Origin of the sequence: Sphingomonas naasensis, from assembly GCF_004792695.1 — a bacterium.
GTDB lineage: Bacteria > Pseudomonadota > Alphaproteobacteria > Sphingomonadales > Sphingomonadaceae > Sphingomonas > Sphingomonas naasensis.
Genome location: NZ_SRXU01000008.1, coordinates 68718 through 93504 on the forward strand (window position 1 = coordinate 68718; position 24787 = coordinate 93504).

Annotated in this window: 32 protein-coding genes; 3 read left to right on the forward strand and 29 right to left on the reverse strand. The window is 66.9% G+C overall.

The window, feature by feature from the left end:
- The first annotated feature begins 67 nt into the window (after positions 1-67).
- Positions 68-238 (forward strand): (2Fe-2S)-binding protein, encoded by a 171-nt coding sequence (locus E5A74_RS16850; protein WP_135986803.1) that lies wholly within the window; start codon positions 68-70, stop codon positions 236-238.
- 90 nt (positions 239-328) lie between these two features.
- Positions 329-811: a bacterioferritin gene (gene bfr, locus E5A74_RS16855; protein ID WP_135986804.1), complete on the forward strand. Its 483-nt coding sequence runs from the start codon at positions 329-331 to the stop codon at positions 809-811.
- A gap of 104 nt (positions 812-915) precedes the next feature.
- Here bfr and E5A74_RS16860 read toward each other — a convergent pair whose 3' ends face one another.
- The 8 genes from E5A74_RS16860 to E5A74_RS16895 form a co-directional block, all read right to left on the reverse strand.
- Positions 916-1350: an Hpt domain-containing protein gene (locus tag E5A74_RS16860; RefSeq protein ID WP_240699860.1), complete on the reverse strand. Its 435-nt coding sequence runs from the start codon at positions 1348-1350 to the stop codon at positions 916-918.
- 125 nt (positions 1351-1475) lie between these two features.
- Positions 1476-2846: a ribosome biogenesis GTPase Der gene (der, locus tag E5A74_RS16865; RefSeq protein ID WP_135986805.1), complete on the reverse strand. Its 1371-nt coding sequence runs from the start codon at positions 2844-2846 to the stop codon at positions 1476-1478.
- Positions 2847-3015: 169 nt separating this feature from the next.
- Complete coding sequence (locus E5A74_RS16870; RefSeq protein WP_135986806.1) at positions 3016-4338, reverse strand: outer membrane protein assembly factor BamB family protein; 1323 nt, start codon at positions 4336-4338, stop codon at positions 3016-3018.
- Positions 4335-5045: a tetratricopeptide repeat protein gene (locus tag E5A74_RS16875; RefSeq protein WP_135986807.1), complete on the reverse strand. Its 711-nt coding sequence runs from the start codon at positions 5043-5045 to the stop codon at positions 4335-4337. The genes E5A74_RS16870 and E5A74_RS16875 overlap by 4 nt, the downstream gene beginning before the upstream one ends.
- A gap of 78 nt (positions 5046-5123) precedes the next feature.
- Positions 5124-5981, reverse strand: a complete 858-nt coding sequence (gene panB, locus E5A74_RS16880) for a 3-methyl-2-oxobutanoate hydroxymethyltransferase (protein ID WP_135986808.1) — start codon at positions 5979-5981, stop codon at positions 5124-5126.
- 52 nt (positions 5982-6033) lie between these two features.
- Positions 6034-6474 (reverse strand): hypothetical protein, encoded by a 441-nt coding sequence (locus E5A74_RS16885; RefSeq protein WP_240699861.1) that lies wholly within the window; start codon positions 6472-6474, stop codon positions 6034-6036.
- Between the two features lie 100 nt (positions 6475-6574).
- Positions 6575-6922: an ArsC family reductase gene (locus E5A74_RS16890; protein ID WP_135986809.1), complete on the reverse strand. Its 348-nt coding sequence runs from the start codon at positions 6920-6922 to the stop codon at positions 6575-6577.
- Positions 6919-7338, reverse strand: a complete 420-nt coding sequence (locus E5A74_RS16895; protein WP_135986810.1) for a GNAT family acetyltransferase — start codon at positions 7336-7338, stop codon at positions 6919-6921. Before E5A74_RS16895 ends, E5A74_RS16890 begins: the two co-directional genes overlap by 4 nt.
- A gap of 216 nt (positions 7339-7554) precedes the next feature.
- On the opposite strand from E5A74_RS16895, the gene E5A74_RS16900 reads away from it, so the two are divergent.
- A complete protein-coding gene (locus E5A74_RS16900; protein WP_166745612.1) occupies positions 7555-8502 on the forward strand; it encodes a right-handed parallel beta-helix repeat-containing protein in 948 nt (315 codons plus the stop codon).
- A 106-nt stretch (positions 8503-8608) separates the two neighbouring features.
- Here E5A74_RS16900 and E5A74_RS16905 read toward each other — a convergent pair whose 3' ends face one another.
- From E5A74_RS16905 to rpsE, 21 genes are all read right to left on the reverse strand, one after another.
- A complete protein-coding gene (locus E5A74_RS16905; protein WP_168355597.1) occupies positions 8609-9244 on the reverse strand; it encodes a hypothetical protein in 636 nt (211 codons plus the stop codon).
- A gap of 121 nt (positions 9245-9365) precedes the next feature.
- Positions 9366-9797: a YciI family protein gene (locus E5A74_RS16910; RefSeq protein WP_135986934.1), complete on the reverse strand. Its 432-nt coding sequence runs from the start codon at positions 9795-9797 to the stop codon at positions 9366-9368.
- 124 nt (positions 9798-9921) lie between these two features.
- The gene (gene guaA, locus E5A74_RS16915) at positions 9922-11478 is read right to left on the reverse strand and encodes a glutamine-hydrolyzing GMP synthase (RefSeq protein WP_135986813.1); all 1557 of its coding nucleotides are present in this window, start codon (positions 11476-11478) and stop codon (positions 9922-9924) included.
- Between the two features lie 51 nt (positions 11479-11529).
- On the reverse strand, positions 11530-11778 hold the full coding sequence (locus E5A74_RS16920; protein WP_135986814.1) for a hypothetical protein: 249 nt from the start codon (positions 11776-11778) through the stop codon (positions 11530-11532).
- 111 nt (positions 11779-11889) lie between these two features.
- Positions 11890-12387: a hypothetical protein gene (locus E5A74_RS16925; RefSeq protein ID WP_135986815.1), complete on the reverse strand. Its 498-nt coding sequence runs from the start codon at positions 12385-12387 to the stop codon at positions 11890-11892.
- A gap of 93 nt (positions 12388-12480) precedes the next feature.
- Positions 12481-13521, reverse strand: coding sequence for a serine hydrolase domain-containing protein (locus E5A74_RS16930; protein WP_135986816.1), 1041 nt, complete (start codon positions 13519-13521; stop codon positions 12481-12483).
- Positions 13522-13580: 59 nt separating this feature from the next.
- On the reverse strand, positions 13581-14072 hold the full coding sequence (locus E5A74_RS16935) for a hypothetical protein (protein WP_135986817.1): 492 nt from the start codon (positions 14070-14072) through the stop codon (positions 13581-13583).
- Between the two features lie 104 nt (positions 14073-14176).
- Positions 14177-14824 (reverse strand): hypothetical protein, encoded by a 648-nt coding sequence (locus E5A74_RS20970; RefSeq protein WP_166745613.1) that lies wholly within the window; start codon positions 14822-14824, stop codon positions 14177-14179.
- Between the two features lie 68 nt (positions 14825-14892).
- Positions 14893-16965: a prolyl oligopeptidase family serine peptidase gene (locus tag E5A74_RS16950; protein ID WP_240699862.1), complete on the reverse strand. Its 2073-nt coding sequence runs from the start codon at positions 16963-16965 to the stop codon at positions 14893-14895.
- Positions 16966-17041: 76 nt separating this feature from the next.
- The gene (rplQ, locus tag E5A74_RS16955; protein ID WP_135986820.1) at positions 17042-17464 is read right to left on the reverse strand and encodes a 50S ribosomal protein L17; all 423 of its coding nucleotides are present in this window, start codon (positions 17462-17464) and stop codon (positions 17042-17044) included.
- Between the two features lie 162 nt (positions 17465-17626).
- On the reverse strand, positions 17627-18697 hold the full coding sequence (locus E5A74_RS16960; protein ID WP_135986821.1) for a DNA-directed RNA polymerase subunit alpha: 1071 nt from the start codon (positions 18695-18697) through the stop codon (positions 17627-17629).
- A 101-nt stretch (positions 18698-18798) separates the two neighbouring features.
- The gene (gene rpsK, locus E5A74_RS16965) at positions 18799-19188 is read right to left on the reverse strand and encodes a 30S ribosomal protein S11 (protein WP_025495450.1); all 390 of its coding nucleotides are present in this window, start codon (positions 19186-19188) and stop codon (positions 18799-18801) included.
- Between the two features lie 82 nt (positions 19189-19270).
- Complete coding sequence (gene rpsM, locus E5A74_RS16970) at positions 19271-19639, reverse strand: 30S ribosomal protein S13 (protein WP_135986822.1); 369 nt, start codon at positions 19637-19639, stop codon at positions 19271-19273.
- A gap of 339 nt (positions 19640-19978) precedes the next feature.
- Positions 19979-20140, reverse strand: a complete 162-nt coding sequence (locus E5A74_RS20975; protein ID WP_166745614.1) for a hypothetical protein — start codon at positions 20138-20140, stop codon at positions 19979-19981.
- A 128-nt stretch (positions 20141-20268) separates the two neighbouring features.
- Positions 20269-20478 (reverse strand): hypothetical protein, encoded by a 210-nt coding sequence (locus E5A74_RS20980; protein ID WP_166745615.1) that lies wholly within the window; start codon positions 20476-20478, stop codon positions 20269-20271.
- Entirely contained in the window at positions 20475-20984 is a 510-nt protein-coding gene (locus tag E5A74_RS16980; RefSeq protein WP_135986824.1) for an SRPBCC family protein, read from the reverse strand. The genes E5A74_RS20980 and E5A74_RS16980 overlap by 4 nt, the downstream gene beginning before the upstream one ends.
- Before the next feature lie 35 nt (positions 20985-21019).
- Positions 21020-21673, reverse strand: coding sequence for an adenylate kinase (locus tag E5A74_RS16985; RefSeq protein WP_135986825.1), 654 nt, complete (start codon positions 21671-21673; stop codon positions 21020-21022).
- 28 nt (positions 21674-21701) lie between these two features.
- Positions 21702-23063 (reverse strand): preprotein translocase subunit SecY, encoded by a 1362-nt coding sequence (gene secY / locus E5A74_RS16990; RefSeq protein ID WP_135986826.1) that lies wholly within the window; start codon positions 23061-23063, stop codon positions 21702-21704.
- 182 nt (positions 23064-23245) lie between these two features.
- Entirely contained in the window at positions 23246-23782 is a 537-nt protein-coding gene (gene rplO / locus E5A74_RS16995; protein ID WP_135986827.1) for a 50S ribosomal protein L15, read from the reverse strand.
- A 112-nt stretch (positions 23783-23894) separates the two neighbouring features.
- Positions 23895-24074 carry a 50S ribosomal protein L30 gene (gene rpmD, locus E5A74_RS17000; RefSeq protein ID WP_044333362.1) on the reverse strand — a complete coding sequence of 60 codons (180 nt, stop codon included), beginning with the start codon at positions 24072-24074 and terminating at the stop codon, positions 23895-23897.
- Between the two features lie 5 nt (positions 24075-24079).
- Positions 24080-24787 carry a 30S ribosomal protein S5 gene (gene rpsE, locus E5A74_RS17005; RefSeq protein ID WP_135986828.1) on the reverse strand — a complete coding sequence of 236 codons (708 nt, stop codon included), beginning with the start codon at positions 24785-24787 and terminating at the stop codon, positions 24080-24082.

Sequence of the window (24787 nt, forward strand, 5' to 3'; positions counted from 1 at the left end):
CTTCGCAATACCCTTGCGAATCGCTCTCATTAGCCGTACATCCGGACCATCGAGGCGTGAGGGTTTCATGGTCGTCTGCGTTTGCAATGCAATTCGTGAGAATGATGTGCGTGCCGCGGCGCGCGACGGCGCGACCAGCGCCTGCCAGGCCTATCGTGCGCTCGGGCGCAGCGCCAAATGCGGCCAATGCGTGCCGTTCGCGCGCGAGATCATCAACGACGAACGCGCGGCTGCGTAGCGTTCTCAACTAGAAAAACCGCGGATTTCTGCGGTTTTCGGCGCGGCTTTTTGGCGCTATGGCATCCCTGCAAACACAGGGAAGACAGCCATGAAGGGCGACGCCAAGGTCCTCGACTATCTCAACGAGGTGCTCAAGAACGAGCTCACCGCGATCAACCAATATTGGCTGCATTACCGGCTGCTCGACAATTGGGGCATCCGGAAGCTCGCCGAGCTCGAGCGCCACGAATCGATCGACGAGATGAAGCACGCCGACCGGCTGGCCGAGCGCATCCTGTTCCTCGAAGGCCTGCCCAATTTCCAGCTGCTCGGCCGGCTGCGCATCGGCGAGACCGTCGAGGAGATTCTCCGCGCCGATCTCGCGGTCGAGGTCGAGGCGATCGCGGTGCTCAAGGAAGCCATCCCGCATTGCGAAGCGGTGCGCGACTATGTCAGCCGCGACCTGTTCACCGACATCCTCGAGAGCGAGGAAGAGCATGTCGACACGCTCGAGCGCCAGTTCGACATGATCGCACGGATGGGGCTGGAGAACTACATCCAGCTCAACAGCAAGGCCGAGGAAGCGAGCTAGAATCTCCCTGCAGTGCTCCGGCGAAGGCCGGAGCAGTGGCAGCAAGCGAGACGGCCTGAACCCATGGCTCCGGCCTTCGCCGGAGCACATACCCTTTCAGAAGGTCAGAGAACCGGGCGGCGTCCGAATGCCGCGGCGGGCTTGCGCGCGACCAGCGGGTTGGCTTCGCGCTCGAGCATGTCGAGCGTGGTCTCGAACAGCGGGCGCAGCTTGACGACGTGCTCGAGCGCCTCGGTCGGCGTCTCGCGGCGCTCGATGCAGCCGCGCGCGATCATCTCGATCGTCTCGGCCACCTCGGACAGCGGATCGGCGCCGAACTGGCGCGATTCGCCCTTGAGCGTATGCGCGGGGATCACCATCGCCGTGGCATTGTGGCCACGCATCGCGTCCTCGATCCGGTCGACCGACTTGATGCCGTCCTCGCGGAAATAGCCGAGGATCCGCACGAAATTCGCGCCGAGCTCCGAGCGTGCCTGCTGGAAGCTTTCCCAGTTCACCAGCGGATCATTGCCGATCGTCACGTCCATACCCCGTTGCATACCCCCGACGGTACGCCGCGATGATAAGCGGGGAACGTAAACAGGGCGTTGATGGATGATGCCGGGAGGTTTCCGGAGGGCATCGCGTGGCTCCAAACCGCCCCCGCCAAGGGGGAGGAATCTCGCTATTTGCCCTTGTCGCGGTCGAACGGGTTCCTGGGCGCGCGCAGCGACAGGCGGACAGGGACGGCGCCGAAATCGAATTCCTTGCGCAGCCCGTTGATCAGATAGCGCTGATAGCTGACCGGCAGCAGATCGACGCGGGTGCCGAACAGCACGAAGCTGGGCGGACGGCTCTTGTTCTGGGTGACGTAGCGCGGCTTGATCCGCTTGCCGCCGGGCGCGGGGGGCGGATTGGCTTCGAGCGCGCGCTCGAACCAGCGATTGAGCTGGCCGGTCGAGACGCGGCGCGACCACGCGTCGCGGGTCTCGAAGGCGACCTTCATCATCGTGTCGAGGCCCTTGCCGGTCACCGCCGAGACAGTGAGCAACGGCACGCCCTTGACCTGCGCCAGCCCCTCGTCGAGCGCCTTCTTGACGCCGTTGAACAGGCTCGAAGCCTCTTCGGCCACGTCCCATTTGTTCATCACGATGATCAGCGCGCGGCCTTCCTGGAGGACGCGATCGGCGATCTTGAGGTCCTGCACCTCAAGCCCGCGGGTGGCGTCGAGCAGCAGCACGACGACCTCGGCAAAGTCGATCGCGCGCAGCGTGTCCATCACCGAGAGCTTTTCGAGCTTCTCCTCGACACGGGCCTTTTTGCGCAGCCCCGCGGTGTCGATCAGGCGGACCTTGCGCATGCCGCCCTCGAAATCCTCCCACTCCCAATCGACCGAGATCGAATCGCGCGTGATCCCGGCCTCCGGACCGGTGATCATCCGCTCCTCGCCGAGCAGCCGATTGACCAGAGTCGACTTGCCGGCATTGGGGCGCCCGACGATCGCGAGCTTGAGCGGCGCATCGGGCGATTCGTCGTCCTCGGGCGCTTCCTCCTCGTCGCGCTCGACATGCGGGAGCAGCGCCTCGAACAGATCGACGACGCCCTCGCCATGCTCGGCCGAGAAGGGGATCGGATCGCCGAGGCCGAGCGCCATCGCCTCGAGGATGCCCGACTCGCCTGCCCTGCCCTCGGCCTTGTTGGCCATCAGCACCACCGGGCGATCGGTGCTGCGCAGCCAGCGGGCGATCTCTTCGTCGAGCGGCGTCACCCCGGCGCGGGCATCGATCAGGAACAGCGAGACATCGGCCTCGCGCACCGCCGCCTCGGTCTGCGCGCGCATCCGGCCGGGGAGCGTCGCGGCGTCCTCGTCCTCATAGCCGGCGGTGTCCATCACCCGAAATTCGAGGCCGAGCAGGTTCGCCTCGCCCTCGCGACGGTCACGCGTGACGCCGGGCTGGTCGTCGACCAGCGCGAGACGCTTGCCGACCAGCCGGTTGAACAGCGTCGACTTGCCGACATTCGGGCGTCCGATGATGGCGACGGTGGGAAGGGGCATTGTTTTACTCACTCCCCTCCCTGCTTGCAGGGGGGGCTGGGGGTGGGTGCGCGCGTCTGCGCGCCTAATAGACTCATCGGGCGGTATAAACAAAGTAACGGGCGGGGCATCGAGCCCCGCCCGTTACTAACCCACCCCTAGCCCCTCCCTTGCAGGGAGGGGAAGGTACTCAGCGATACGCCGACAGCCGGCCCTTGTCGTCGAGGACGTAGAGCGTGTTGTTGGCGACGACGAGCGGGAGCGAGATCGACTCCTTGGTGTCCATCGTTCCGCTCACGCTGCCGTCGGCCGCCGAGGCGAAGACGATCTCGCCTTCGCTGTTGCCGAGCACGAGGCGGCCGCCGGCGAGAACGGGGCCGACCCAGCTGATCGGGTTCTTCGACTTCTTCTCGTTGCGGTAGCGGCGCAGCTGCGAGATCCAGCGGATCTTGCCGGTGCCGCGCGCGATCGCGAGCAGACGCGCGTCATCGGTGACGACGAACAGCCATTCGCCCGCCGCCCAAGGCGTCGAGATGCCGGCGATGCTCTGCTCCCAGAGCGGATTGCCGCTGGCGATGTCCATCGCGACCATGCGGCCGCCCTGCCCGATCGCATAGACGCGGCCCTGATCGATCACCGGCTCGGCATCGATGTCCGACAGCGACGAGACCGAGGTCGACATCGAAGTGCGCGAGAGCACCACGTCCCACAGCGAACGGCCATTCTCGTAGCGATAGGCGTTGAGCTCGCCCGACGAGAAGCCCGCGACGACGGTGCCCTGCGCCGAGGCGGGCGCGGCGACGCCGAACACGCCCTGCGATTCGAGGCTGGCCGAGACCGTCCACGCGACTTCGCCGGTTTCCTGATTGAGCGCGAAGAGCTGGTTGTCCTGCGTCACGACATAGGCCTGGCCATTGGCCAGCGTCGGCGCGCCGCGCAGCGGACCGCCGGGGCGCTTGCGCCAGACCACCGCGCCATCGGCGGTGTTGAGCGCGACGACATCGCCGAGACCATTGGTCGCGAAGGCGCGCTCGCCCTCGACGCTGACGCCGCCGCCGAAGCGCGCGCCCTTGTTGCCGTCCTCGTTGGCGGTGCTCGCGCGCCACAGCTCGGCGCCGGTGTCGGCGGCCAGCGCGTGGACGACGCCATCGGTGTCGATCACAAACAGCTTGTTCTCGGACACGACCGGCGCAGCTGCGAGCCGCTCCTTCTTGGACGGCTTGGCGATGTCCTTCGACCAGATCCGCGACGGGCTCGCCGCGAGCGCGAGATGGCCCATCGACTTGGCGGCGTTGCCGCCCGGCTGGCGCCAGCCGTCATTGGCCGCGGCCTCGGGAAGCAGCACCTCGACTCCGGCGAGCGACTTGTCGGCGACGACATCGCTCTCCGAGACGAGGATCGGCACGCGCTCGCCGAGCACGGGCGTCTTCTTGCCGCTGCCTTTGAAGATCCCGCAGCCGCTCACCATCGCGAGCGCCGCGAGAGCAGCAGCCACCCTCACCTTGTTGTTCATTGAGCCTTGGTTTCCTTCGACTGATCGATCGCGTCGACACCGAGTACGCCGGCCAGCTGAACCGCGCGTTGACGTATCGATTGGGGCACCTTCTCGCCGCCCTGCGCGATCTGTCCGTAGAGCCGGCCGGCCTCCGCACGGTTGCCTGCCTTGAGATATGCCGCGGCGACAAGCTCGCCGGCGGTGCCGAGCCATGGCGAATTGGGATTGGTCAGCCCCTTCAGCCGGTCGATCACGACCTGCGGCTTGAGGCTGTCGAACTCGGCGGCGGTCTGGCGGATCAGCGCGAGATCGCGAACCGGCTGCGGGAATTTGCTGTTGCCGGCGACTTCCGCGAACTTGGCGGCAGCACCTTTGGCGTCATTCTTCTGGAGCAGCAGATTGCCCTGGCTGATCCGCGCCATCGCGGCGAAGCCGGGGTTGCCGCCGGTGGCGATCTTGTCGAGCGCGGGCATCGCCTTGTCGGCCTGGCCCTGCTCGACCAGCCGCATCGCCGCGTCGAATTCCTCGCCCTGACGGCCGGCGGTGCTCTGGCTGTGATGCTGCCAATAGAGCCAGCCGGCGAGCGCGATCAGCCCGACCACGACGAGGCCGATGATCAGCCGGCCATAGCGCCGGAAGATCTGCGCCGCCTGGTCGCGGCGATACTCCTCGTCGACTTCGCGCAGAAAGGCTTCGTCAGTGATGCCGGAGGGAGGAAGCGCCAAAATTGACTCCATGGGTGGTCGTGCGGCCGCGGACCTTAGCCGCGGGCACTGCCTAAAGGAAGCGTGCTCGCTAGCGGCTCAGTCGCGCGCCGGATAGACTTGTTCTGCGCCCGGAAAGTCCCGCGACCGGACTTCGGCGGCATAGGTAGCAACCGCGGCGGAAATGCGGCCGGCGAGATCGTCGTAGCGCTTCACGAAGCGCGGGGTGCGCTCGAACAGGCCGAGCATGTCTTCGGTCACCAGCACCTGCCCGTCGCATTGCGCCGAGGCGCCGATGCCGATCACCGGAACCGGCACCGCGGCGGTGATCTCGTTGGCGAGCCCCTCGACCACACCCTCGGCGACGATGCCGAACGCGCCGGCATCGGCGATCGCACGGGCATCGTCGAGGATGCTGGCATGTTCGGCATTGCTGCGGCCGCGCGCGCCATAGCCGCCGAGGGCGTTCACTGCCTGGGGGGTGAGCCCGATATGGCCCATCACCGGAATCCCCCGGCGGGTGAGGAACTCGACCACCGGCGCCATCGCGGTGCCGCCTTCGAGCTTCACGCCGGCCGCGCCGGTTTCGGCGAGCACGCGCGCGGCCGATTCGAAGGCGCGCTCGGGGCTCGCCTCGTAGCTGCCGAAGGGCATGTCGACGATCACCACCGAATGCCAGCTGCCGCGCACCACCGCGGCGCCGTGCGCGATCATCATGTCGAGCGTCACCGGCAGGGTCGAAGGCAGGCCGTAGATCACCTGGCCGAGACTGTCGCCGACGAGCAGCACGTCGCAATGCGGATCGAGCAGCTGCGCCATCCGCGTGGTGTATGCCGTCAGCATCACTACCGGATCCTTGCCCTTGCGGTTGCGGATCGCGGGGATGGTCAGCCGCTTCATCGGCGCGGGCGTGGGATTGGCGCGGCTGGTGCCGGTATCGAGCGTGTAGGTGGACATGGCCGCTGTCTAGCGCCGCGCGGTCGCGGGCGCCAGCGGAGGCGCCCTCAGCTCAACCGAGCCAGCCGCGGCGCTGGGCGTACCCTGCGAACCAGATCTGGAAGACCGCCATCAGCGCGATGAAGATCGGGAAGCCGGTGGCGACGACCACGCCCTTGTGCGCGATGAGGTCGGTGGTGAGGAAGAGAGTGCCGAACTGGACGATCACCGCGATCAGCGAGACGAGATAGAGCGGCCGGGCGAGCCGCGAGCGCATCAGCAGCGCGATCGAGCCGAGCAGCCCCGTGCCCACCGCGACGGCATAGACCGCGTTCAGCCACGCCGGCAGTGCGGCGTAGAAGGCGCGGTCCCAATCGGTGGCGGCCGGATCGATGTCGGGGCCATAGGCGATGTGCAGATAGAGCGAGAGGCAGCCCAGCAGCCCCCACGCTACCAACAGCACCGCGATGAGGGTGAACCAGCCCGTAGGCCGCTGCCGGATCCAGGTCGCCACGCATCCCTCCCATGTCTGTCTTTTTCTGGCTGGCGAACGTAACGGAAATCGAACGAATCCGCCAGCGGAGAGAATCCGCGCCCTCAACCGTGGATGCTTTTCAGAGCAGCGCGCGGGCGTAGCGATCGGGCGCGAAGCCGATCAGCAGGCCGCCGGGATGCTCGAGCACCGGGCGCTTGATCATCGAGGGCTGAGCCAGCATCAGCGCGGTCGCCTTCGCGGCGTCGAGACCCACCTTGTCGGCATCGTCGAGCTTGCGGAAGGTGGTGCCGGCGCGGTTGAGCACGGTCTCCCAACCTTCCGCTGCGATCCAGCGTGCGAGGCTGGCGGCGTCGATCCCGGCGGTCTTGTAGTCGTGGAAATCATAGGCGATCGCATGCCCGGCGAGCCAGTCGCGCGCCTTCTTGATCGTGTCGCAATTCTTGATGCCGTACATCGTGATCGTCATGAATCGTCCTTCAGAAAGCGGCCGAGCGTGACGACCTTTTGCGGTTCGAGCCCGAGCGCCTGATAGAAGCCGAGCGCTTGGTGATTGTCCTCGCGGACCATCAGCTGGATCTTGGGGGCGCCGCGGGCGCGGAGCCAAGTCTCGGCGGCTTCCATCAGCGCGCGGCCGAGCCCGGCGCGGCGGCCATCGGGCGCGACGGCGAGATAATAGACCCAGCCGCGATGCCCGTCGAAGCCGACCATCACGCTGCCGTCGATGCCGCTGGCGCCGCGCGCGACGAGGACGGTGGAGCTCGGGCTGTCGAGAGCGAGGGCGAAATCGGCGTCGGGGTCGTTCCACGGGCGGGTGAGGCCGCAGGCGCGCCACAGCGCGACCGTGACCGGCCCATCGACGGGGATCGCAGATTCGATCGTCATCTATGCGCGTGTTCGCTCCTTGCTATGCGGCTGGCAAGCAGGCCTTGGACACCCGCGCGATCAGCAAAGCAGAATCCGAGGGTTGCTTGCAAATAGCTTCAGGAAGGTGCATTCTTTAATTAAAATATGCGGGGGGGGGCATGAGGGCCGCATCCTTCCCGACCACGTACAGGGGAGACAATCATGCGATTTGAGACGAAACTGGCAATCGCCGCGATGAGCGCGGCCGCCCTCTGGGCATCGCCGGCCGCCGCGCAGGCGACCCGGACCTGGGTTTCCGGCGTCGGCGACGACGTCAACCCGTGCAGCCGCACCGCGCCGTGCAAGACGTTCGCGGGTGCGATCTCCAAGACCGCCGCGGGTGGCGAGATCAACTGCCTCGATCCGGGCGGCTTTGGCACGGTGACCATCACCAAGTCGATGACCATCGATTGCTCCGGTACCTTCGGCAGCGTGCTCAATTCGGGCGGCATCAACGGCGTCGTCGTCAACGACTCGGCGACTGCCACGCCGGGCACGATCGACGTCAAGCTGCGCGGGCTGTCCATCGACGGCGCCGGCACCACCCCGGGACTCAACGGCATCCGGTTCGTGACGGGCAGGTCCCTGATCGTCGAGGACGTGTTCATTCAAAATCAGAAGAGCGGCAGCGGCGTTTCAATTCAGCCGACGACCAATGTCGAGGTCTATCTGACCCATGTCACCGTTGCCGATGGCGGCACCGGCGTCCTCGTTCAGCCGACCGGCACGGGCACCGCGCTGGTCACCATGCGCAACGTGTTCGCGGTCAATAACTCCAGCAACGGTGTGCGCGTCGATTCGACCGGCAACACGGGCACGCGCAACCGGATCACGATCTATGATTCGGAGCTTTCCGGAAACAACACCGCGGGGCTTAATGTGAATGCGTTCGCGGGGACCGCGGCGGCAGGCGTCATCCTCAGTGATTCGACGGTCAGCGGCAACGGCACCGGCATCATCGCCAATGGCGGTTTCGCGACGGTTCGCGTCAGCGACACGACGATCACCGGCAACACCACCGGCGTTTCCTTCGCGAACAGCTCCGCGATCTTCAGCTATGGCGACAATCTGCTCGACGCGAATCCCGACAATGTCGCGCCGAACAACGGGGCCTTCACCGGCGCCGTCATTCCCAAACGCTGATCGTCAACGCTAGTCTGCCATCGATCCGGCCGGGCTTCACTCCAGCCGGATCTATGGTGCGTGGCGCCTTTGGCCTCCGCCGCCCGCGAGATTTTCGCCGTCGCCGTTAGCGGGCGATGCACGTCATGCCGGCCCATAGGTTGGTGATCTCGCCCGAGGGCTCGCGCGTGCTGAGCAGGCCAGACAGCCCGCCGCTGGTGAATTCGATGCCGAGCGTCGAATCCTCGAGCGTGATCGCATGCGCCGATTCGAGCTGCTTACGGGTGGAGCCGATGCCGACCCCGGCCGCCGTGGCGAAGCGGCCGCCTTCGCGGCCGTCGAGATCCCAGCCGGCGAACTTGCCGCCCTCGAAATAGAGGCCGAGCCCGTCGCGGAAATTGGCGAACGACAGCGCGCCGGCGCCACATTCCTGCTGGTCGCCCTCCTCGATCGGATTGCCGAGCGCAGCAGCGATCATCCGCGTGGCGTCGGCGCGCGGCATGCCGAAGGTCACCTGCCGCGCGGCGCCGCTCGGCAGCACGAGGCTGAGCCCGTCCGGCGCGAGATTGATCGCGGGGCCGGCCGCCTCTGCGGCGTTGGCTTCGGCCGGCGCAGGGCTGGGCAGGATCAGCTCTTCGGCATTGCCCTGAAAGGTGATCGAGCGCGTCGCATTTTGCTCGGGCTCGGCAGGGCTGCAGCCGGCAAGCAGCGCGACAAGCGCGGCGGCGAGCCGCGTGCGACGACCAAGCATCCGATTACGCAATATTTTATCCTACCGACCCGTCGACAGACCCGGTGATACTACGCCGCCGATTCGGTTGGCAAATCGCGCTGCGCCTTTTCGGGCGGGCGAACGCGCCCGGCGCCCGACCCGCCCAATGACGTCAGGCGACGCCGAGCTTGCCGCGTTCGCCCTCGCGCGGTGCCGCGAGCTCCTCGGGCGAGACGAAATCGCCGAGATCCGCCGCCTCGAGGAACGGCCAGATCTCGATCTGCGCGCCCGGCATCGGATTGGGGCAGCGCTTCGCCCATTCCAGCGCCTCGTCCATGTCCTTGACTTCCCAGATCGAGAAGCCCGCGATCAGCTCGCGGGTCTCGGCGAACGGGCCATCGATCACCGTGGCGCGCGGACCGTCGAAGGTGATGCGCCGCGCCGCGCTGCTCGGCTTGAGCCCCGCCGCCGCGACGAACACGCCGGCCTCGACCAGCTCCTCGGTGAACTTGTCCATCGCCTCGAACGCCGCGAGCATCTCGGGCGTGGGCGCCATGCCCTGCTCGGTCGCCTCGGTGGCTTTCACGAATACCATTACCCGCATCATCCGTCTCCTTGCTCGAGCCGGCCCTTCTGGCCTCTCACTTGGGACGACGAACGAGATTGCGGGGAATCGACGCCGCCGGGCAAATATTATCGGCGCGTCCGGCGCGCGGCGGCAGCCCCCCTCACTCCCACTCGATTGTGCCGGGCGGCTTGGAGGTGAAATCATAGGTCACCCGGTTGATCCCGCGGACCTCGTTGACGATCCGCGTCGCGACGCGCGGCAGGAAATCGCCTGGGAACTGGAAGGCGACCGCGGTCATGCCGTCGGTCGAGGTCACCGCGCGCAGCGCGAGGACATAGTCATAGGTGCGGTAATCGCCCATCACCCCGACGGTGCGCACCGGCAGCAGCACCGCGAAGGCCTGCCAGATCGCGTCGTAGAGCCCCGCATTGCGGATCTCCTCGAGATAGATCGCGTCGGCCTTGCGGAGGATGTCGCAGCGTTCCTTGCTGACTTCGCCGGGAATGCGGATCGCGAGGCCCGGCCCCGGGAACGGGTGCCGGCCGACGAAGATGTCGGGCAGGCCGAGCTCGCGGCCCAATGCGCGGACCTCGTCCTTGAACAGCTCGCGCAGCGGCTCGACGAGCTTCATGTTCATCCGCTCGGGCAGGCCGCCGACATTGTGATGGCTCTTGATCGTCACCGAGGGCCCGCCGGTGAAGCTGACGCTTTCGATCACGTCGGGATAGAGCGTGCCCTGGGCGAGGAAATCGGCGCCGCCGATCTTCCTCGCCTCTTCCTCGAACACTTCGATGAAGGTCTTGCCGATGAACTTGCGCTTGGCCTCGGGATCGGTGACCCCGGCGAGGCCCGAGAGGAACAGCGTCTCGGCGTTCACATGGACGAGCGGGATGTTGTAGTGGCCGCGGAACAGGCTGACGACCTGATCGGCCTCGCCGGCGCGCATCAGCCCGTGATCGACGAACACGCAGGTGAGTTGCTCGCCGATCGCCTCGTGGATCAGCACCGCGGCGACCGCGCTGTCGACGCCGCCCGAAAGCCCGCAGATCACCCGGCCCGAGCCGACCTGCTCGCGGATCTCGCGGATCTTGGCCTGCCGGAACTCGGCCATCGTCCAGTCGCCCTGCAGCCCGCAGACATGGCGGACGAAATTGGCGAGCAGCTTCGCCCCGTCGGGGGTGTGGACCACCTCCATGTGGAACTGGGTGGCGTAATAGCGGCGGGCATCGTCGGCGACGACCGCGAAGGGCGAGCCGGGGCTGACCGCGACCGGGCGGAAGCCCGGGGCGAGCGCGGTGACCTTGTCGCCATGGCTCATCCAGACCTGATGGCTCTCGCCTTCGGCCCAGAGCCCGTCGAACAGCACGCAGCCGTCCTGGATCTCGATGAAGGCGAGCCCGAACTCGCCCGAATCGCCCTGCTGCACGGTGCCGCCCAGCTGCTCCATCATCACTTGCTGGCCGTAGCAGATGCCGAGGATGGGCAGCCCCGAATCGAAGATCTCCTGCGGCACCCGCGGGCTGCCTTCGTCGAGCACCGAGGCAGGCGAGCCGGAGAGGATGATCCCCTTGGGCCGCATCCGGGCAAAGGCCTCGGCGGCGGAATTGAAGGGAGCGATCTCGCTATAGACTCCCGCCTCGCGCACGCGGCGCGCGATCAGCTGGGTCACCTGGCTCCCGAAATCGACGATCAGGATTGAATCGGCATGATGTTCCATGCCCAGCGCGCATAGCAGATGCGGCCGCCATGGGAAGGGCGTGGCTGCACCTCAGTTCTGGAACTGCGCCTTGCCGCTCAGCACCGCCCCGACTCCAAGCAACGCGATCCCGGTGAAGCCGAGGCCGAACAGCAAGGTGAACACCGTCGGCTCGAAATTCGAGCTGAGCATGAAGACGCGCCGCAGGCCCGGGCCATACGCCCATTCCGGCACCGCCGCAGGCACCGCCCAGACGTACAGGAGATACGGGCCCCAGAGCACCATCAGCGCAATCGATGCGCAGAATTTGATGATCGCCATGCCACTCCCCTTCGTGCAGACGAGCGCAGGTCATAAGGCGCGACCGTTAAGATAAACCTGCCCGGCGTACAGATTGCCGGCCTTGGCGTAGTCGGCGCGACAGCATTGCCGTCAGCCCAAAAACTGCTTCAGCTGCGCCTGAAGCCGAGCAGCTTGCTCGACATCATGGGCCGGTACCGGCCGCATCTTCTGCATCACGTCCCTTAGAACGATACGATAGTCGCGAACGCCGCTCTCGAACTTGCTGACAGGCACCCGGAATCGCTGCGCGTTTCCTTCAGGAGCGATATCGCCGAATTCCTCGAACAGATACACGACGCCCCGTTCGCCGCGCTGGCCGACAAAGGTGAAAGAGAGCCCTTCGATCAGTCGGCCCTCATGGTTCGCCTGGCAGATGACCGGCTTGTCGATGTCGTCTACCGTGATCTGGTCGGGATCGCGTCGGTCCGACGGAGAACTGAAATATCCGACGAACTTCGCGGCCAGCACCAGCGAGTGGCAAGTGGGCGCCTCCGACATGATCTGCGCCATCAATTCCTGATACGCCGCTTTGGCAGCATCGACCTCGACGTCGGGAGCCGCCGCCTTCAATCGCTTTCGGCCGAACATCGGACACCCCGCGCGCAATCTATACGTGCGATACCCGCTTTTTCTTAATAGCTATTCAAATCCACCGAGGATCGGGGCGCTTCTCGAAGGCGGTCATTCGCTGGCGATCCGGTCGGCGATTTCCGAAAGCTTGCCCTGCGCGGTCGGAGTCGAGCGGTTGGCGAGCAGCACGATCCCGAGCCCGCGTTCGGGATAGAGCTGGATCACGCTCGAAAAGCCGAAGGTCCCGCCCGACGTGCGCAGCTGGCGCCCGCCGCCGGGCAGCGCGGTGACGATCCAGTTGAGCGCCACCCAGGTCTTTTTGTCGAGCGTGAACCACGTGCCCTTGTGGCTGAGCGCCACCGCAGGATCCTTCTCGTCGAGCTGGAGCGCGGCGTAGCGGAGCATGTCGGCGAGCGAATAGCGCCAGCCGAATTTCTCGCGCGGCAGCGTCGCGGCCGCGACGCCCCCGGCGTCGTAGCCGGTGACCGCCGCGCCAGCGGCGAAGCCCAGCGGCTTCTCGATCTCGCGGGCGAGCAGCGTCTCGTACGGCGCGCCGTAGATGCGCTCGACGACATAGATCAGCAGCTGCGCGCCGACGTTCGAATGCGCGACTTCGGCGCCGGGGCGCCGGGCGAGCGACACTTTGTGCAGATCGGCAAGGAAATCGCCCTTGTCATAGGCGGCGATCGCCCTGGCCATGCGGAAGCGGCCGGGATCGTCCTTGATCGCCGAGAGATCAGGGAGATTGTCAGGCAGCGCCGAGGTCATGTTGGCGAGATGGAGCAGCCGCATCGGCTCGCCCTCAAAGGCGAGATTGGGCCAGTCGCCGTCGAGATATTTGCGGACATCGTCGTCGAGGCTGGCCTTGCCGGCGACCACCGCGCGGGCGAGCAACAGGCTGGTGATCGTCTTGGCGATCGAGCCGATCTCGTACGCCGCCGCGTCGCCCGGCGCGGGACCGCCCTTCGCGATCGATCCGAAATGCCATGTGGAGACCTTGCCGTTCCGGACGATGCCGATCGACAGGCCGACGCCTTGCTCGGCGGCGAGATAGTCGGCGCCGGCCGCTCGTGCGACGCTATCGACCGACGCCCGCTGCGCCGCCGCCGGTGTCGCCAGCAGGAGCATCGCCATCCCCGCGCGAGTCAGCATCGGCCTCTCCCCTTCGCGCGAGAAGCTGCCGATGCCGGGCTGTCGCTACGATGAACGGGTCAGGCGGGGCTCAGGCCGTCGATCCTGACGTCCGGCGCGCTGCCCCGGCGGAGCTCGCAGCGGAATTTGTGCTGCGGCTTGACTGCGTCGCTGAAGCCCTGCGCGAGATCGACCTTGCCCTTGATGATCACCCGCTTGCCGAGCGCGACATAGGACGTGATCGAGACGACTTCGGCGCTGCCGGCATAGCGTTGCGCCGCCGCCTCGACGGCATCGCCGCAACGCGCCTCGGCGATCTGCTCGGGCGAGCCGGGAGGCGCCTCGCCCGGCGGCGCGTGATAGCCGTCGGGATCGATCTCCACCGAGATGCCGTCCTCGACGCCGGTATCGGCGCTCGTCGGAACGCCGAACAGGCTGCCGAGGACGAGCGCGCCGACGATCGAGCGCCACGATGTGCCGCGACGCTCGTGTCGATCGTCCTGCGCCGCGGCGGGCATGGCCAGCGACAGCGCAGCGGCGACCGCCGCACCGCTTGCGAGCGATCGAAGCATCGTCTCTTCTCCCACGCCCCCGGGCATCTCTCCCCCAGGGTCGCGTGGCCGGACCGCGCGATCAGCGGTTTCGCGTCGAACTCCGCCCTTGGGGCGATGAAGGCTCAGATCGTCCCGAGCCCTTCGATCAGGACCACCGGCTCGTTGCCGGCGCGCAGGGAGCAGCGGAATTTATGGCTCGGCTTGGTCGCGTCGTTGTAGCTCTCGGCGACCTCGACGCGGCCCTTGATCACCCAGCTCTTGCCGTTCCACAGATTGTCGGTGATCGCCGTCACCCGGGCGAGCCGGGCGAATTGCTGCGCCTGGGTCTCGGCGGCGACGGCGCAGCGATCGGCGGCGGCATCCTGATCGTAGAGCCCGTCATAGTCGGCGGCGCCCGGCGCGGGGATGTCGGGCACCGGCGATCCCTCGGGCGGCGGCGGAGCGCCATCGCCCCCGGCCCCCGGCCCGCCATCGCCCGCGGCCGCCGGCCCGCCATCGAGCGTGCCCGCGTCGAGCGGCGGCGCTTCGTAATTCTCGAAATAGGCCGCCTCGCGCTCGCGGCGCTTCTTCTCGGCGGATGTGGCGGCGAAGATCCCGCCGATGAGCAGCGCGCCGAGGATCAGCCCGCCAGCATCGACTTTGTCCTCGCGATGATGGTGATGATGGCGCTGCGGCCCGCGCGAGCGCCACGATTGGGCCTCGGCCGGCACGGCCATGGTCATGACGGCGAGTGCTGCGCCGGCGCCGCCCAGCGGTCGAAAAAACTGCATTGGTTCCCTCCCTTGCCCTCGCGTAACGAACGCTAGGAAGGCGCGGCTTTCGCACGGCTGAACGATCGTCAGCCCCGCTTCACCGCGAGCCCGGTCCACTCCGCGGCGAACGCCCAGATGTCGGCCGCTTCCTCGATGACCTTGTCGGTGGGCTTGCCCGAGCCATGGCCCGCGCGCGTCTCGATTCGGGCGAGGTGCGGCTTGTCGCCGATCTCGGCCGCCTGCAGCGCCGCAGTATATTTGAAGCTGTGCCCGGGCACGACACGGTCGTCGGTGTCGGCGGTGGTGACGAGGATCGCCGGATAGGCGCGTCCGCCCCGGACGTTGTGATACGGCGAATAGCCGTAGAGGCGGTGGAAATCCGCCTCGTCGGAAGGCCGGCCATAATCGTCGACCCAATAGCGGCCGGCGGTCCAGCGATCGAAGCGGAGCATGTCCATCACGCCGACCGCGGGGAGCGCCGCGGCGAACAGCTCAGGGCGCTGATTGACCACCGCGCCGACGAGCAGCCCGCCGTTCGAGCCGCCCTGGATCGCGACCTGCCCCGCGCCGGCAATCCCTTGCGCGATCAGATATTCGGCCGCGGCGATGAAATCGTCGAAGCTGTTCTGCTTGTTGGCGAGCCGCCCGCCATCGTGCCACGCCTTGCCATATTCGCCGCCGCCGCGAATGTTGGCGATCGCGACCGCCCCACCCTGCTCCATCCACGCGATCCGCGACGACGAGAAGCTGGGGGTGAGCGGGATGTTGAACCCGCCATAGGCATAGAGCAACGTCGGCGCGGGCCCGGTCAGGCCCTTTTTGCGCACCACGAACATCGGCACGCGCGTGCCGTCCTTCGAGGCATAGAAACGCTGCTCGACATGATAGTCGGCGGGATCGAACAACAGCTTCGGCGCGGCCCAGGGCGCGCTTTCGCCGGTGGCGATGTTGAGCCGGTAGATCGTCGTCGGCTCGTTGAAGCTGGTGAAGGCGTAGAAGGTCTCGGGATCGTCCTGCTCGCCGCCGAAGCCCGAGGCGGTGCCGATCCCGGGCAGCGCCACCGGCTCGAGCCGCGTCCCGTCGAGCGCATAGCGGCGGATCTCGGTGCGCGCGTCGACCAGATAGCTCGCGACGAGGACATGGCCGACGATCGCCGCGCCCTCCAGCGTGGCCTTGTCCTCCGGGATCAGCGCGTGTGGCTCGGGATGCTCGCTGGCGCCGATGTCCATCGTCACCACGCGCATCCGCGGGGCATGGTTGTTGGTCGTCCAGTAGAAGCGCGTGCCGATATTGCCGGCGAGCGACCAGTGATGGTTGAGCCCGTGGATGATCGTCCGCGTCGGCCAGGCGGGGTCGTTGAGATCGGCCAGCGTGATCTCGTAGCGATCGTCGGTGCCTTCGCTGGTGGTGATCACCAGCCAATGGCCGTCGTCGGTCACCTGGGCATAGTGGCTGTGGCTCGGCGCTGCGGGGGTCTCGTAGACCAGCCGGTCGGCCGATTGCGGCGTGCCGAGCCGGTGAAACCAGATCTTGTGGTTCGCGTTGGGCGCCTGGAATTTCTCGGCCTCGGCGACCTCGGGATAGCGCGAATAGAAGAAGCCGCTGCCGTCCTTCGCCCAGGCCGCGGCGAGGGTGAACTTCATCCCATGGACGACGTCGCCGGTCTCCCTGCCCGTAGTGACGTCGAGCACCCGCGCGACCCGCCAGTCGCTGCCGCCGTCCTGCACCGCGTAGAGCAGATGCTCGCCATTGTCCGACGGGATCCATTCGGAGAGCGCGGTGGCGCCGTCCTCGGACCAACCATTGGGGTCGAGCAGGACGCGGCCGGGGCCGTCGAGCTGATCGCGGACGAACAGCACCGCCTGGTTCTGCAGCCCGCTATTGTGCATGTAGAAATAGCGGCCGCCCTTCTTCTGCGGCAAGCCGAAGCGCTCATAGTCGAAGAGCTGGCGGATACGGGTGCGGAACCAGTCGCGGCCCGGCAGCCCGGCGAGATAGGCGTCGGTGACCGCGTTCTGCGTCGCCACCCAGGCAGCGACCTCGCCATCGTTGCGGACGTCGTTCTCGAGCCAGCGATACGGGTCCGCCACCGCGATGCCGAACTGCTCCTCGACCAGATCTTCGCGGCGGGTCTCGGGATAGGCGATGGGGTCGGTCACGGCAGACTCCGGAAACGGAAAAAGGCCGGAGCCTGATGGCCCGGCCTCTTCCCGAATTCAACCGCGACGGCGCCGATCAGGCGGCTTCGTCGAAGTCCTCGTCGATCAGCACCGGGCCCGAATCCTGGCCCTTGGCCGAGACGTCGCGGTCGACGAACTCGATCACCGCCATCGGCGAGGCGTCCGACGCGCGGATGCCGGCCTTGATGATGCGGGTATAGCCGCCGTTGCGATCGGCGTAGCGCGCGGCGAGCGTGTCGAACAGCTTCACCAGCTGCGCGTCGTCGAGCAGGCGGGCATGCGCCAGACGGCGGTTCGAAAGGCCGCCCTTCTTGGCGAGGGTGATCAGCTTCTCGACATAGGGGCGAAGTTCCTTCGCCTTGGCGAGCGTGGTGGTGATCTGCTCGTGCTTGATGAGCGCGGCGCTCATGTTGCGGAACAGGGCGGCACGATGGGCCGAGGTACGCTGCAGCTTACGGCCGCCGACGCGATGACGCATGGTAACTTCCTTCTCGTTCGTCAGGGGGCCGTCTTACGGAACCCCAAGCCAGGTGGGACGGTGAGCCACCCGATTACCGTCATCCCGGCGAAGGCCGGGATCCCTTGGGGTTCCTCCCCCGCCGCCACTCCAGCTCTCGCCAGAGCGACGGCAGGGAAAGGCTTACCCCATAATTTCCTGCTCAAGCTTCTTGGCCATCTCTTCGATGTTCTCGGGCGGCCAGCCCGGGATTTCCATCCCGAGGCGGAGCCCCATGCTCGAAAGGACTTCCTTGATCTCGTTGAGCGACTTGCGGCCGAAGTTCGGCGTGCGCAGCATCTCGGCCTCGGTCTTCTGGACCAGATCGCCGATATAGATGATGTTGTCGTTCTTGAGGCAGTTGGCCGAACGCACCGACAGCTCGAGCTCGTCGACCTTCTTGAGAAGGTAACGATTGATCTGCGCGGTATCGCCGGCAGCCGCAGCGCCATCGGCCGAGGCCGGCGCCGCCATGCCGATCGGCGCCTGACGGGTGACCGCCGAATCGTCGAAGTGGACGAACAGCGCGAGCTGGTCCTGCAGGATGCGCGCCGCATAGGCGAGGCCGTCCTCAGGGGTGATCGTGCCGTCGGTCTCGATCGTCAGGGTGAGCTTGTCGTAATCGAGCTCCTGACCGACGCGGGTGTTCTCGACCTTGTACGAGACCTGGCGGACCGGGCTGTACAGCGCGTCGACCGGGATCAGACCGATCGGCGCATCGGCCGGGCGGTTCGACTGGGCGGGGACATAGCCCTTGCCGGTGTCGGCGGTGAGCTCCATGTTGAGCGTCGCGCCGTCGTCGAGATGGCAGATCACCAACTCAGGGTTCATCACCTCGATATCGCCCGAAACGGCGATGTCGCCGGCCTTGACTTCCGCCGGGCCAGTGGCCGAGAGCTGGAGACGCTTCGGGCCTTCGCCCTGCATCTTGAGCGCGATCTGCTTCACGTTGAGGACGATGTCCGTCACGTCCTCGCGCACGCCGGCGAGGCTCGAGAACTCGTGAAGGACGTTCTCGATCTTGATCGAAGTGACCGCGGCGCCCTGCAACGACGAGAGCAGCACGCGGCGCAGCGCGTTACCGAGCGTAAGGCCGAAACCGCGCTCGAGCGGCTCGGCCACGAAGGTCGACTTGCGCTTGGGGTCGCCACCGGCCTTCTTTTCGAGACCGTTGGGCTTCTTGAGTTCCTGCCAGTTCTTAGGGTTGACCGACACGGGCTTTCCTCATGTTGGGCAGGATGGGGCTATCCTGCCAGGTAACTGCTGCCCGGTCCGGACCCCGCCCCCGGGGCCCGTAAGCCGGGCAGGATTGCAAATCAGACGCGACGGCGCTTCGACGGACGAACGCCGTTGTGCGGGATCGAGGTCACGTCGCGGATCGACGTGATCTGGAAGCCGACCGCCTGCAGCGCGCGCAGCGCCGACTCGCGGCCCGAACCCGGACCCTTCACTTCGACCTCGAGGGTGCGAACGCCGTGCTCGGCGGCCTTGCGGCCCGCATCTTCGGCGGCGACCTGGGCGGCGTAAGGGGTCGACTTGCGCGAGCCCTTGAAGCCCATCATGCCGGCCGACGACCACGAAATGGCGTTGCCCTGAGCATCCGTGATGGTGATCATGGTGTTGTTGAAGCTGGCGTTCACATGGGCGACGCCGGCGGTGATGTTCTTGCGTTCGCGACGGCGAATGCGCTGCGGTTCACGTGCCATTATCTCTGACCTTTATCCCTAGAGTGGGGTGGTCACTGCGCCGAAGCCGAACTCCGGCGGAGTAAACCGTCCCCCGGACGGTTTACTTCTTCTTGCCGGCGATCGGCTTGGCCTTGCCCTTGCGGGTGCGCGCATTGGTATGCGTGCGCTGGCCGCGGACCGGCAGGCCCTTGCGATGGCGCAGGCCGCGATAGCAGGCGAGGTCCATCAAGCGCTTGATGTTCATCGCCGTCTCGCGACGGAGGTCACCCTCGACGGTGTAGTTCGCGTCGATCGCCTCGCGGATCTGGAGAACTTCCTGATCGGTGAGGTCCTGCACGCGACGCTCGGGAGCGATCGCGAGCTTGTCGGTGATCTCCTTGGCCTTGGCCGGGCCAATGCCGTGGATATACTGCAGCGCGATCAGAACGCGCTTGTTGGTCGGGATGTTGACACCCGCAATACGTGCCATGAAATTATTCTCCCAGCTCCACGGGGTGCCTGCATGGCAGCTCGCACCCCATCTCGTAGCGTTGCTCCGAAAATGCAGTGGCGCGACGTGCGCAGGCAAGCGCCGCCGGGCAACCGGTGTTTCGGAAGTTGCGCGACATATGCAGCCGCAGGGGCGCTGTCAAGCGCCGCGGACCGCTTTTGCCGGAACAAGACCCATACACGAACGTTGCGCGCGCGCCAAGCCGGAGGCGGCGGCGAGAGCCCTCCCCCTCCCTGCGCGGGACACGCGAAGCGGCCGGCGGAAGAGGGGGATCTTCCGCCGGCCGCGCCGGTGCAAGGGCAAGGCACCGGTGTCGAATTATTTCTTCGCCTTCTTGACGGTCTTTTCGGTCTTCGCGGTCTTGGCCGCCTTCACAACCTTGTGATGCTTGGCGGCGGGCGCGGCCGCGGCGCTGGCGAGAGTCGGCGCGGCGATCATCGCCACCGCGGCAGCCGGGAGCAGGATGCGGGAAAGCTTCATCGAAATCCTCCGTGGCAGAAGGAACCGGCAAGGCGGCCGGCCCTGCCCTCTTCTGGCAGCCACGGGCTCACGCGGCGGTGACGCGCGCATGAAGATTTTGTCATGTGCGCCGGCGCGCGAAAGCCCGCTCAGCGCCGCGCGGCGCGGACCACGGCGGCGGCGCCGAGCAGGATCGCGCCGACCATGCCGCCGATCGCGAGCAGGCCGGCGGGCGTCACCTCGACCTCGGCGACGGCATAGAAACGCTCGCCGATCTGGAGCCGGGCAGCCGCGCGCTGCGACGCGGCGAGCGGCGCCTCGGGGGGCGGCGACGGGGCGATGTCGCGTGCCTTGGTCATTGCCCTTGACGCTCCGCCGCGGCCTTGAGCCGCGTCCATTGCACGCCGAGCACCTGATCGACCGGCGCGGCGAGGCTCGCGAGGCCCGGGCCGGCGACCGCATAGTCGAGAGTGAGCGTGGTGCCCGCCCCCGCGGGCTTGAGCGTGATCGTCATCACCCCGGCGACCGGCATCGCCTGGAGCGGGCCGAGCCCGCCGGTCATCCGCAGCGTGTCGTTCGCGGCGAGATAGACGATCCGCATATGCTCGACGCCGCCGCCCGGCGTCTTCTCGCACCAGCAGCCGCCCGGTCGGGCATCGAGGCTGAGATTGGCGGCATTGCCGCTATAGCTGTGTGCGCCGTCCCACCAGCTGGCGGGGCGAAGCAGCGTTGCCCATAGCTGCGCCGGCGGCGCGGCGACGGTGAGGACGTGATGGCTGGCGAAGCTGGTCTCGGAAGACGCGATGACTTCGGCCGAGGCCGGCACTGCGGCAAGCAGCGGCAATGCAAGCAGGCAAGCGCGCATAGGAAACCCTCCCGTTGCCGGGAGGGTACGCCGAATCAGCCCTGCCCGTCGAGGATCGCGGCGATCTGCCGGCTGACCTCTTCGATGTCCGCCATGCCGTCGACGCGGCGGACGAGGCCCTTGGCTTCGTAGAAGGGCAGAATCGGCGCGGTCTTGGCCCGATATTCGGCCATGCGCGTGCGCACCGTCTCGGCATTGTCGTCGGGGCGGCGCTTGAACTCGTGGCTGCCGCAGACGTCGCAGGTGCCCTCGACCCTGGGCTGCTTGAAGCGATCGTGATAGCCCTCGCCGCACTGGGCGCAGGTGAAGCGGCCCTCGACGCGCTCGACCAGCGCCTCTTCGTTGACCTCGAGCTCGATGACGTAATCGAGCTTGCGGCCGCGCTCGGCGAGCAGCCCGTCGAGCGACTCGGCCTGCGCCTGGGTGCGCGGATAGCCGTCGAAGATCGCGCCGGCATCGGTATCGGCCATGTCGAGCCGCTCGCCGATGATCCCCGAGACGATTGCGTCCGAGACGAGTTCGCCCGCCTCCATCACCGCCTTGGCCTTGAGCCCGGTCGGCGTGCCCGCCTTGACCGCGGCGCGCAGCATGTCGCCCGTCGAGAGCTGGACCATGCCGCGCTCGCTCTCGAGCCACTTCGCCTGGGTGCCCTTGCCTGCACCCGGAGGGCCCAACAGGATGATGTTCACTCGGTTATCCCCGTCCCAAGCTGCGCGTTCAGCGCATGCGGCCCTTCAGCTTCGCCTTCTTGATCAGATCGCCATACTGGTGCGCCAGCAGGTGCGACTGGATCTGCGTCACCGTGTCCATCGTTACGTTGACCACGATCAGAAGGCTAGTGCCGCCCATCAGGAACGGGATGCCCATCGCCGACACCAGATATTCGGGCAGCAGGCAGATCACCGTCAGATACGCCGCACCGATCACGGTGATGCGCGTCAGCACGTAATCGAAATAGGTCTCGGTGTTCTTGCCCGGGCGGATGCCGGGGATGAACCCGCCATAGCGCTTGAGGTTCTCGGCAGTCTCCTCGGGATTGAACACCACGGCGGTGTAGAAGAACGAGAAGAAGATGATGCCCGCGGCATAGAGCGCCATGTAGACCGGCGAGCCGTGGCGCAGCCAGGTGTTGAGGCTGATCACGAAATCGCCCCACTGGCTCTCGCCCGCGGTCATGTTGCCGGCGAACTGGGTGATCGTCAGCGGCAGCAGCAGCAGCGACGAGGCGAAGATCGGCGGGATCACGCCGGCGGTGTTCAGCTTGAGCGGCAGATGGCTGCGCTCGGCCTGCACCCCGCGCGCGGTCTGGCGCTTGGGATACTGGATCAGGATGCGGCGCTGGGCGCGCTCCATGAAGCAGATGCCGAGAACGATCGCGGCGACCGCGACGAGGATCAGGATCAGGCGCAGCGGATCGATCGTGCCGGTGCGGCCGCTCTCGAACAGCTGGACGAGCGTGGTGGGCAGGCGCGCGACGATGCCCGCCATGATGATCAGCGAGATGCCGTTGCCGACGCCGCGGCTGGTGATCTGCTCGCCGAGCCACATCAGGAACAGCGTGCCGCCGACAAGGCTGATCACCGCGCCGACGCGGAACAGCAGACCCGGCTCGATCACTGCCTGCAGCCCCTGGCTGGCGCCGAAGGTCTCGAGCCCGACCGCGATGAAATAGCCCTGCACCGCGGTGAGGCCGACGGTGCCGTAGCGGGTGTACTGGTTGAGCCGCTTGCGCCCGCTCTCGCCTTCCTTCTTGATCGCGTTGAGCGTGGGGCTCAGCGAGGTGGCGAGCTGCACGACGATCGAGGCGGTGATGTAGGGCATCACGCCGAGCGCGACGACCGACATGCGGTTCAATGCGCCGCCGGTGAAGTTGTTGAAGAAGTCGAGCACGCCGCCCGAGGTCTGCTGCGCGAGCAGATTGAGCTGGGTCGGATCGACACCGGGAAGCGGCACATAGCTGAGCAGCCGGAAAACGATCAGCGCGCCGAGGGTGAACCACAGGCGCTTCTTGAGCTCGGTCGCCTTGCCGAACTTCGACAGATTGATGCTGGAGGCGAGTTGGTCGGCTGCGGATGCCATGTTCGCGATTATCCTGGAAACCAAAGCGGCGGGAAAGCGTTCGACCGCCCCCGCCGCTCATATAAGTCCTTCGGTCCCGAGGGCAATGCGGCGCCTGCCCCCAAGTCCGTTCGGCCTGCGCCCGTCGCGGTTCGACGGGGTCCGGCACGAACGAAAGGCGGGTTGCCCCGCCCCTCGAGAGATCAGGCCTTGCCGGCCTTCTTGGCGGCAATGACCTTCTGCACCGAGCGGTGCTTGGCCTTGGCCTTCTCGGCGGCGGGAACGATCTCGGGGATCGTCACCGAACCGCCGGCCTTCTCGACCGCCTCGATCGCCGACTTGGACGCACCGGCGACGGTGAAGTTGAGCTTGGCGGTCAGCGCGCCCTTGCCGAGCAGACGCACGCCGTCCTTGCCGCCGCGGGTCAGGCCCGCTGCGTTGAGCTCGGACTGGGTGATGTCGGCGCCGGTGAGCTTGCCCGAATCGACTGCCTTCTGGATCGCGCCGAGATTCACTTCGGCATAGTCCTTGGCGAACGGATTGTTGAAGCCGCGCTTCGGGATGCGCATGTGGAGCGGCATCTGGCCGCCCTCGAAGCCGTTGATCGAGACGCCTTCGCGGCTCTTCTGGCCCTTCTGGCCCCGGCCGGCGGTCTTGCCCTTGCCCGAGCCGATGCCGCGTCCGACGCGGATCTTGGAGGGACGGGCGCCTGCGTTGTCGCGGAGATCGTTCAGTTTCATGTCGTGCACTCGCTTTCGCTTTTGTCGCGCTGGAAAATTGGAAGGGGGGCCCTTAGCCCCCCTTCCGCACTTTGTCACAAACTTTCTGTCACCCTGGACAGGAGACGAAGGCTCAGCCCTCGAGCACCTTCACCATGTGCGGCAGCTTGCGGATCATGCCGCGGACCTCGGGGCTGTCTTCCAGCTCCGAGACCTTGTGCATCTTGTTGAGGCCGAGCCCGATCAGCGTCGCGCGCTGATCCTTGGTGCGGCGGATCGGCGAGCCGATCTGCTGGATCTTGATCTTCGCCATGTCGCTTACTCCGCGATCGCGGCCGCGTCGGCCTCGGCGGTCGACGAACCGCCACGGCCGAGCAGGTCGGCGATCTTCTTGCCGCGGCGCTGCGCAACGCTCTTCGGCGAGGTCTGCTCGCCGAGCGCTTCGAAAGTGGCGCGGATCATGTTGTAGGGGTTCGACGTGCCGACCGACTTGGTCACGACGTCGGCAACGCCCAGGCTCTCGAAGATGGCGCGCATCGGGCCACCCGCGATGATGCCGGTACCGGCAGGCGCAGTGCGGACCGTGACGCGTCCGGCACCGAAGTGGCCCTTGCCGTCATGGTGCAGCGTGCGGCCTTCCTTGAGCGGAACGCGAACCATCGCCTTCTTCGCCGAAGCGGTCGCCTTGGAGATGGCTTCCGGCACTTCGCGCGCCTTGCCATGACCGAAGCCGACGCGACCCTTGCCGTCGCCCACGACGACCAGCGCCGCGAAACCGAAGCGCTTGCCGCCCTTCACCGTCTTCGAGACGCGGTTGATGTGAACGAGCTTTTCGATCAGCTCCTCGCCACCGTCGTCCTGCGCGCCGCGACGATCGTCGCGACGGCCACGGCCGCCGCCTTCGCGGCCGCCACGGCCACCACGATCACCGCCGCCGCCGCGGCCACGGCCGCCACGGGGACCACGGCCTTGCTCCTGGCCGGCATCCTGCGCCTCGACCGGCGCCTGGTTGATTTCGTCAGCCAT

What these genes read in the sequence shown, in the direction of transcription:
- E5A74_RS16850 (WP_135986803.1), top strand. Translation starts at nt 68, where the DNA reads ATGGTCGTCTGCGTTTGCAATGCAATTCGTGAGAATGATGTGCGTGCC.
- bfr (WP_135986804.1), top strand. Translation starts at nt 329, where the DNA reads ATGAAGGGCGACGCCAAGGTCCTCGACTATCTCAACGAGGTGCTCAAG.
- E5A74_RS16860 (WP_240699860.1), bottom strand. Translation starts at nt 1,350, where the DNA reads ATGCAACGGGGTATGGACGTGACGATCGGCAATGATCCGCTGGTGAAC.
- der (WP_135986805.1), bottom strand. Translation starts at nt 2,846, where the DNA reads ATGCCCCTTCCCACCGTCGCCATCATCGGACGCCCGAATGTCGGCAAG.
- E5A74_RS16870 (WP_135986806.1), bottom strand. Translation starts at nt 4,338, where the DNA reads ATGAACAACAAGGTGAGGGTGGCTGCTGCTCTCGCGGCGCTCGCGATG.
- panB (WP_135986808.1), bottom strand. Translation starts at nt 5,981, where the DNA reads ATGTCCACCTACACGCTCGATACCGGCACCAGCCGCGCCAATCCCACG.
- E5A74_RS16890 (WP_135986809.1), bottom strand. Translation starts at nt 6,922, where the DNA reads ATGACGATCACGATGTACGGCATCAAGAATTGCGACACGATCAAGAAG.
- E5A74_RS16895 (WP_135986810.1), bottom strand. Translation starts at nt 7,338, where the DNA reads ATGACGATCGAATCTGCGATCCCCGTCGATGGGCCGGTCACGGTCGCG.
- E5A74_RS16900 (WP_166745612.1), top strand. Translation starts at nt 7,555, where the DNA reads ATGAGCGCGGCCGCCCTCTGGGCATCGCCGGCCGCCGCGCAGGCGACC.
- E5A74_RS16910 (WP_135986934.1), bottom strand. Translation starts at nt 9,797, where the DNA reads ATGCGGGTAATGGTATTCGTGAAAGCCACCGAGGCGACCGAGCAGGGC.
- guaA (WP_135986813.1), bottom strand. Translation starts at nt 11,478, where the DNA reads ATGGAACATCATGCCGATTCAATCCTGATCGTCGATTTCGGGAGCCAG.
- E5A74_RS16920 (WP_135986814.1), bottom strand. Translation starts at nt 11,778, where the DNA reads ATGGCGATCATCAAATTCTGCGCATCGATTGCGCTGATGGTGCTCTGG.
- E5A74_RS16925 (WP_135986815.1), bottom strand. Translation starts at nt 12,387, where the DNA reads ATGTTCGGCCGAAAGCGATTGAAGGCGGCGGCTCCCGACGTCGAGGTC.
- E5A74_RS16930 (WP_135986816.1), bottom strand. Translation starts at nt 13,521, where the DNA reads ATGCTGACTCGCGCGGGGATGGCGATGCTCCTGCTGGCGACACCGGCG.
- E5A74_RS16935 (WP_135986817.1), bottom strand. Translation starts at nt 14,072, where the DNA reads ATGCTTCGATCGCTCGCAAGCGGTGCGGCGGTCGCCGCTGCGCTGTCG.
- E5A74_RS20970 (WP_166745613.1), bottom strand. Translation starts at nt 14,824, where the DNA reads ATGCAGTTTTTTCGACCGCTGGGCGGCGCCGGCGCAGCACTCGCCGTC.
- rplQ (WP_135986820.1), bottom strand. Translation starts at nt 17,464, where the DNA reads ATGCGTCATCGCGTCGGCGGCCGTAAGCTGCAGCGTACCTCGGCCCAT.
- rpsK (WP_025495450.1), bottom strand. Translation starts at nt 19,188, where the DNA reads ATGGCACGTGAACCGCAGCGCATTCGCCGTCGCGAACGCAAGAACATC.
- rpsM (WP_135986822.1), bottom strand. Translation starts at nt 19,639, where the DNA reads ATGGCACGTATTGCGGGTGTCAACATCCCGACCAACAAGCGCGTTCTG.
- E5A74_RS20975 (WP_166745614.1), bottom strand. Translation starts at nt 20,140, where the DNA reads ATGAAGCTTTCCCGCATCCTGCTCCCGGCTGCCGCGGTGGCGATGATC.
- E5A74_RS20980 (WP_166745615.1), bottom strand. Translation starts at nt 20,478, where the DNA reads ATGACCAAGGCACGCGACATCGCCCCGTCGCCGCCCCCCGAGGCGCCG.
- E5A74_RS16980 (WP_135986824.1), bottom strand. Translation starts at nt 20,984, where the DNA reads ATGCGCGCTTGCCTGCTTGCATTGCCGCTGCTTGCCGCAGTGCCGGCC.
- secY (WP_135986826.1), bottom strand. Translation starts at nt 23,063, where the DNA reads ATGGCATCCGCAGCCGACCAACTCGCCTCCAGCATCAATCTGTCGAAG.
- rplO (WP_135986827.1), bottom strand. Translation starts at nt 23,782, where the DNA reads ATGAAACTGAACGATCTCCGCGACAACGCAGGCGCCCGTCCCTCCAAG.
- rpmD (WP_044333362.1), bottom strand. Translation starts at nt 24,074, where the DNA reads ATGGCGAAGATCAAGATCCAGCAGATCGGCTCGCCGATCCGCCGCACC.
- rpsE (WP_135986828.1), bottom strand. Translation starts at nt 24,787, where the DNA reads ATGGCTGACGAAATCAACCAGGCGCCGGTCGAGGCGCAGGATGCCGGC.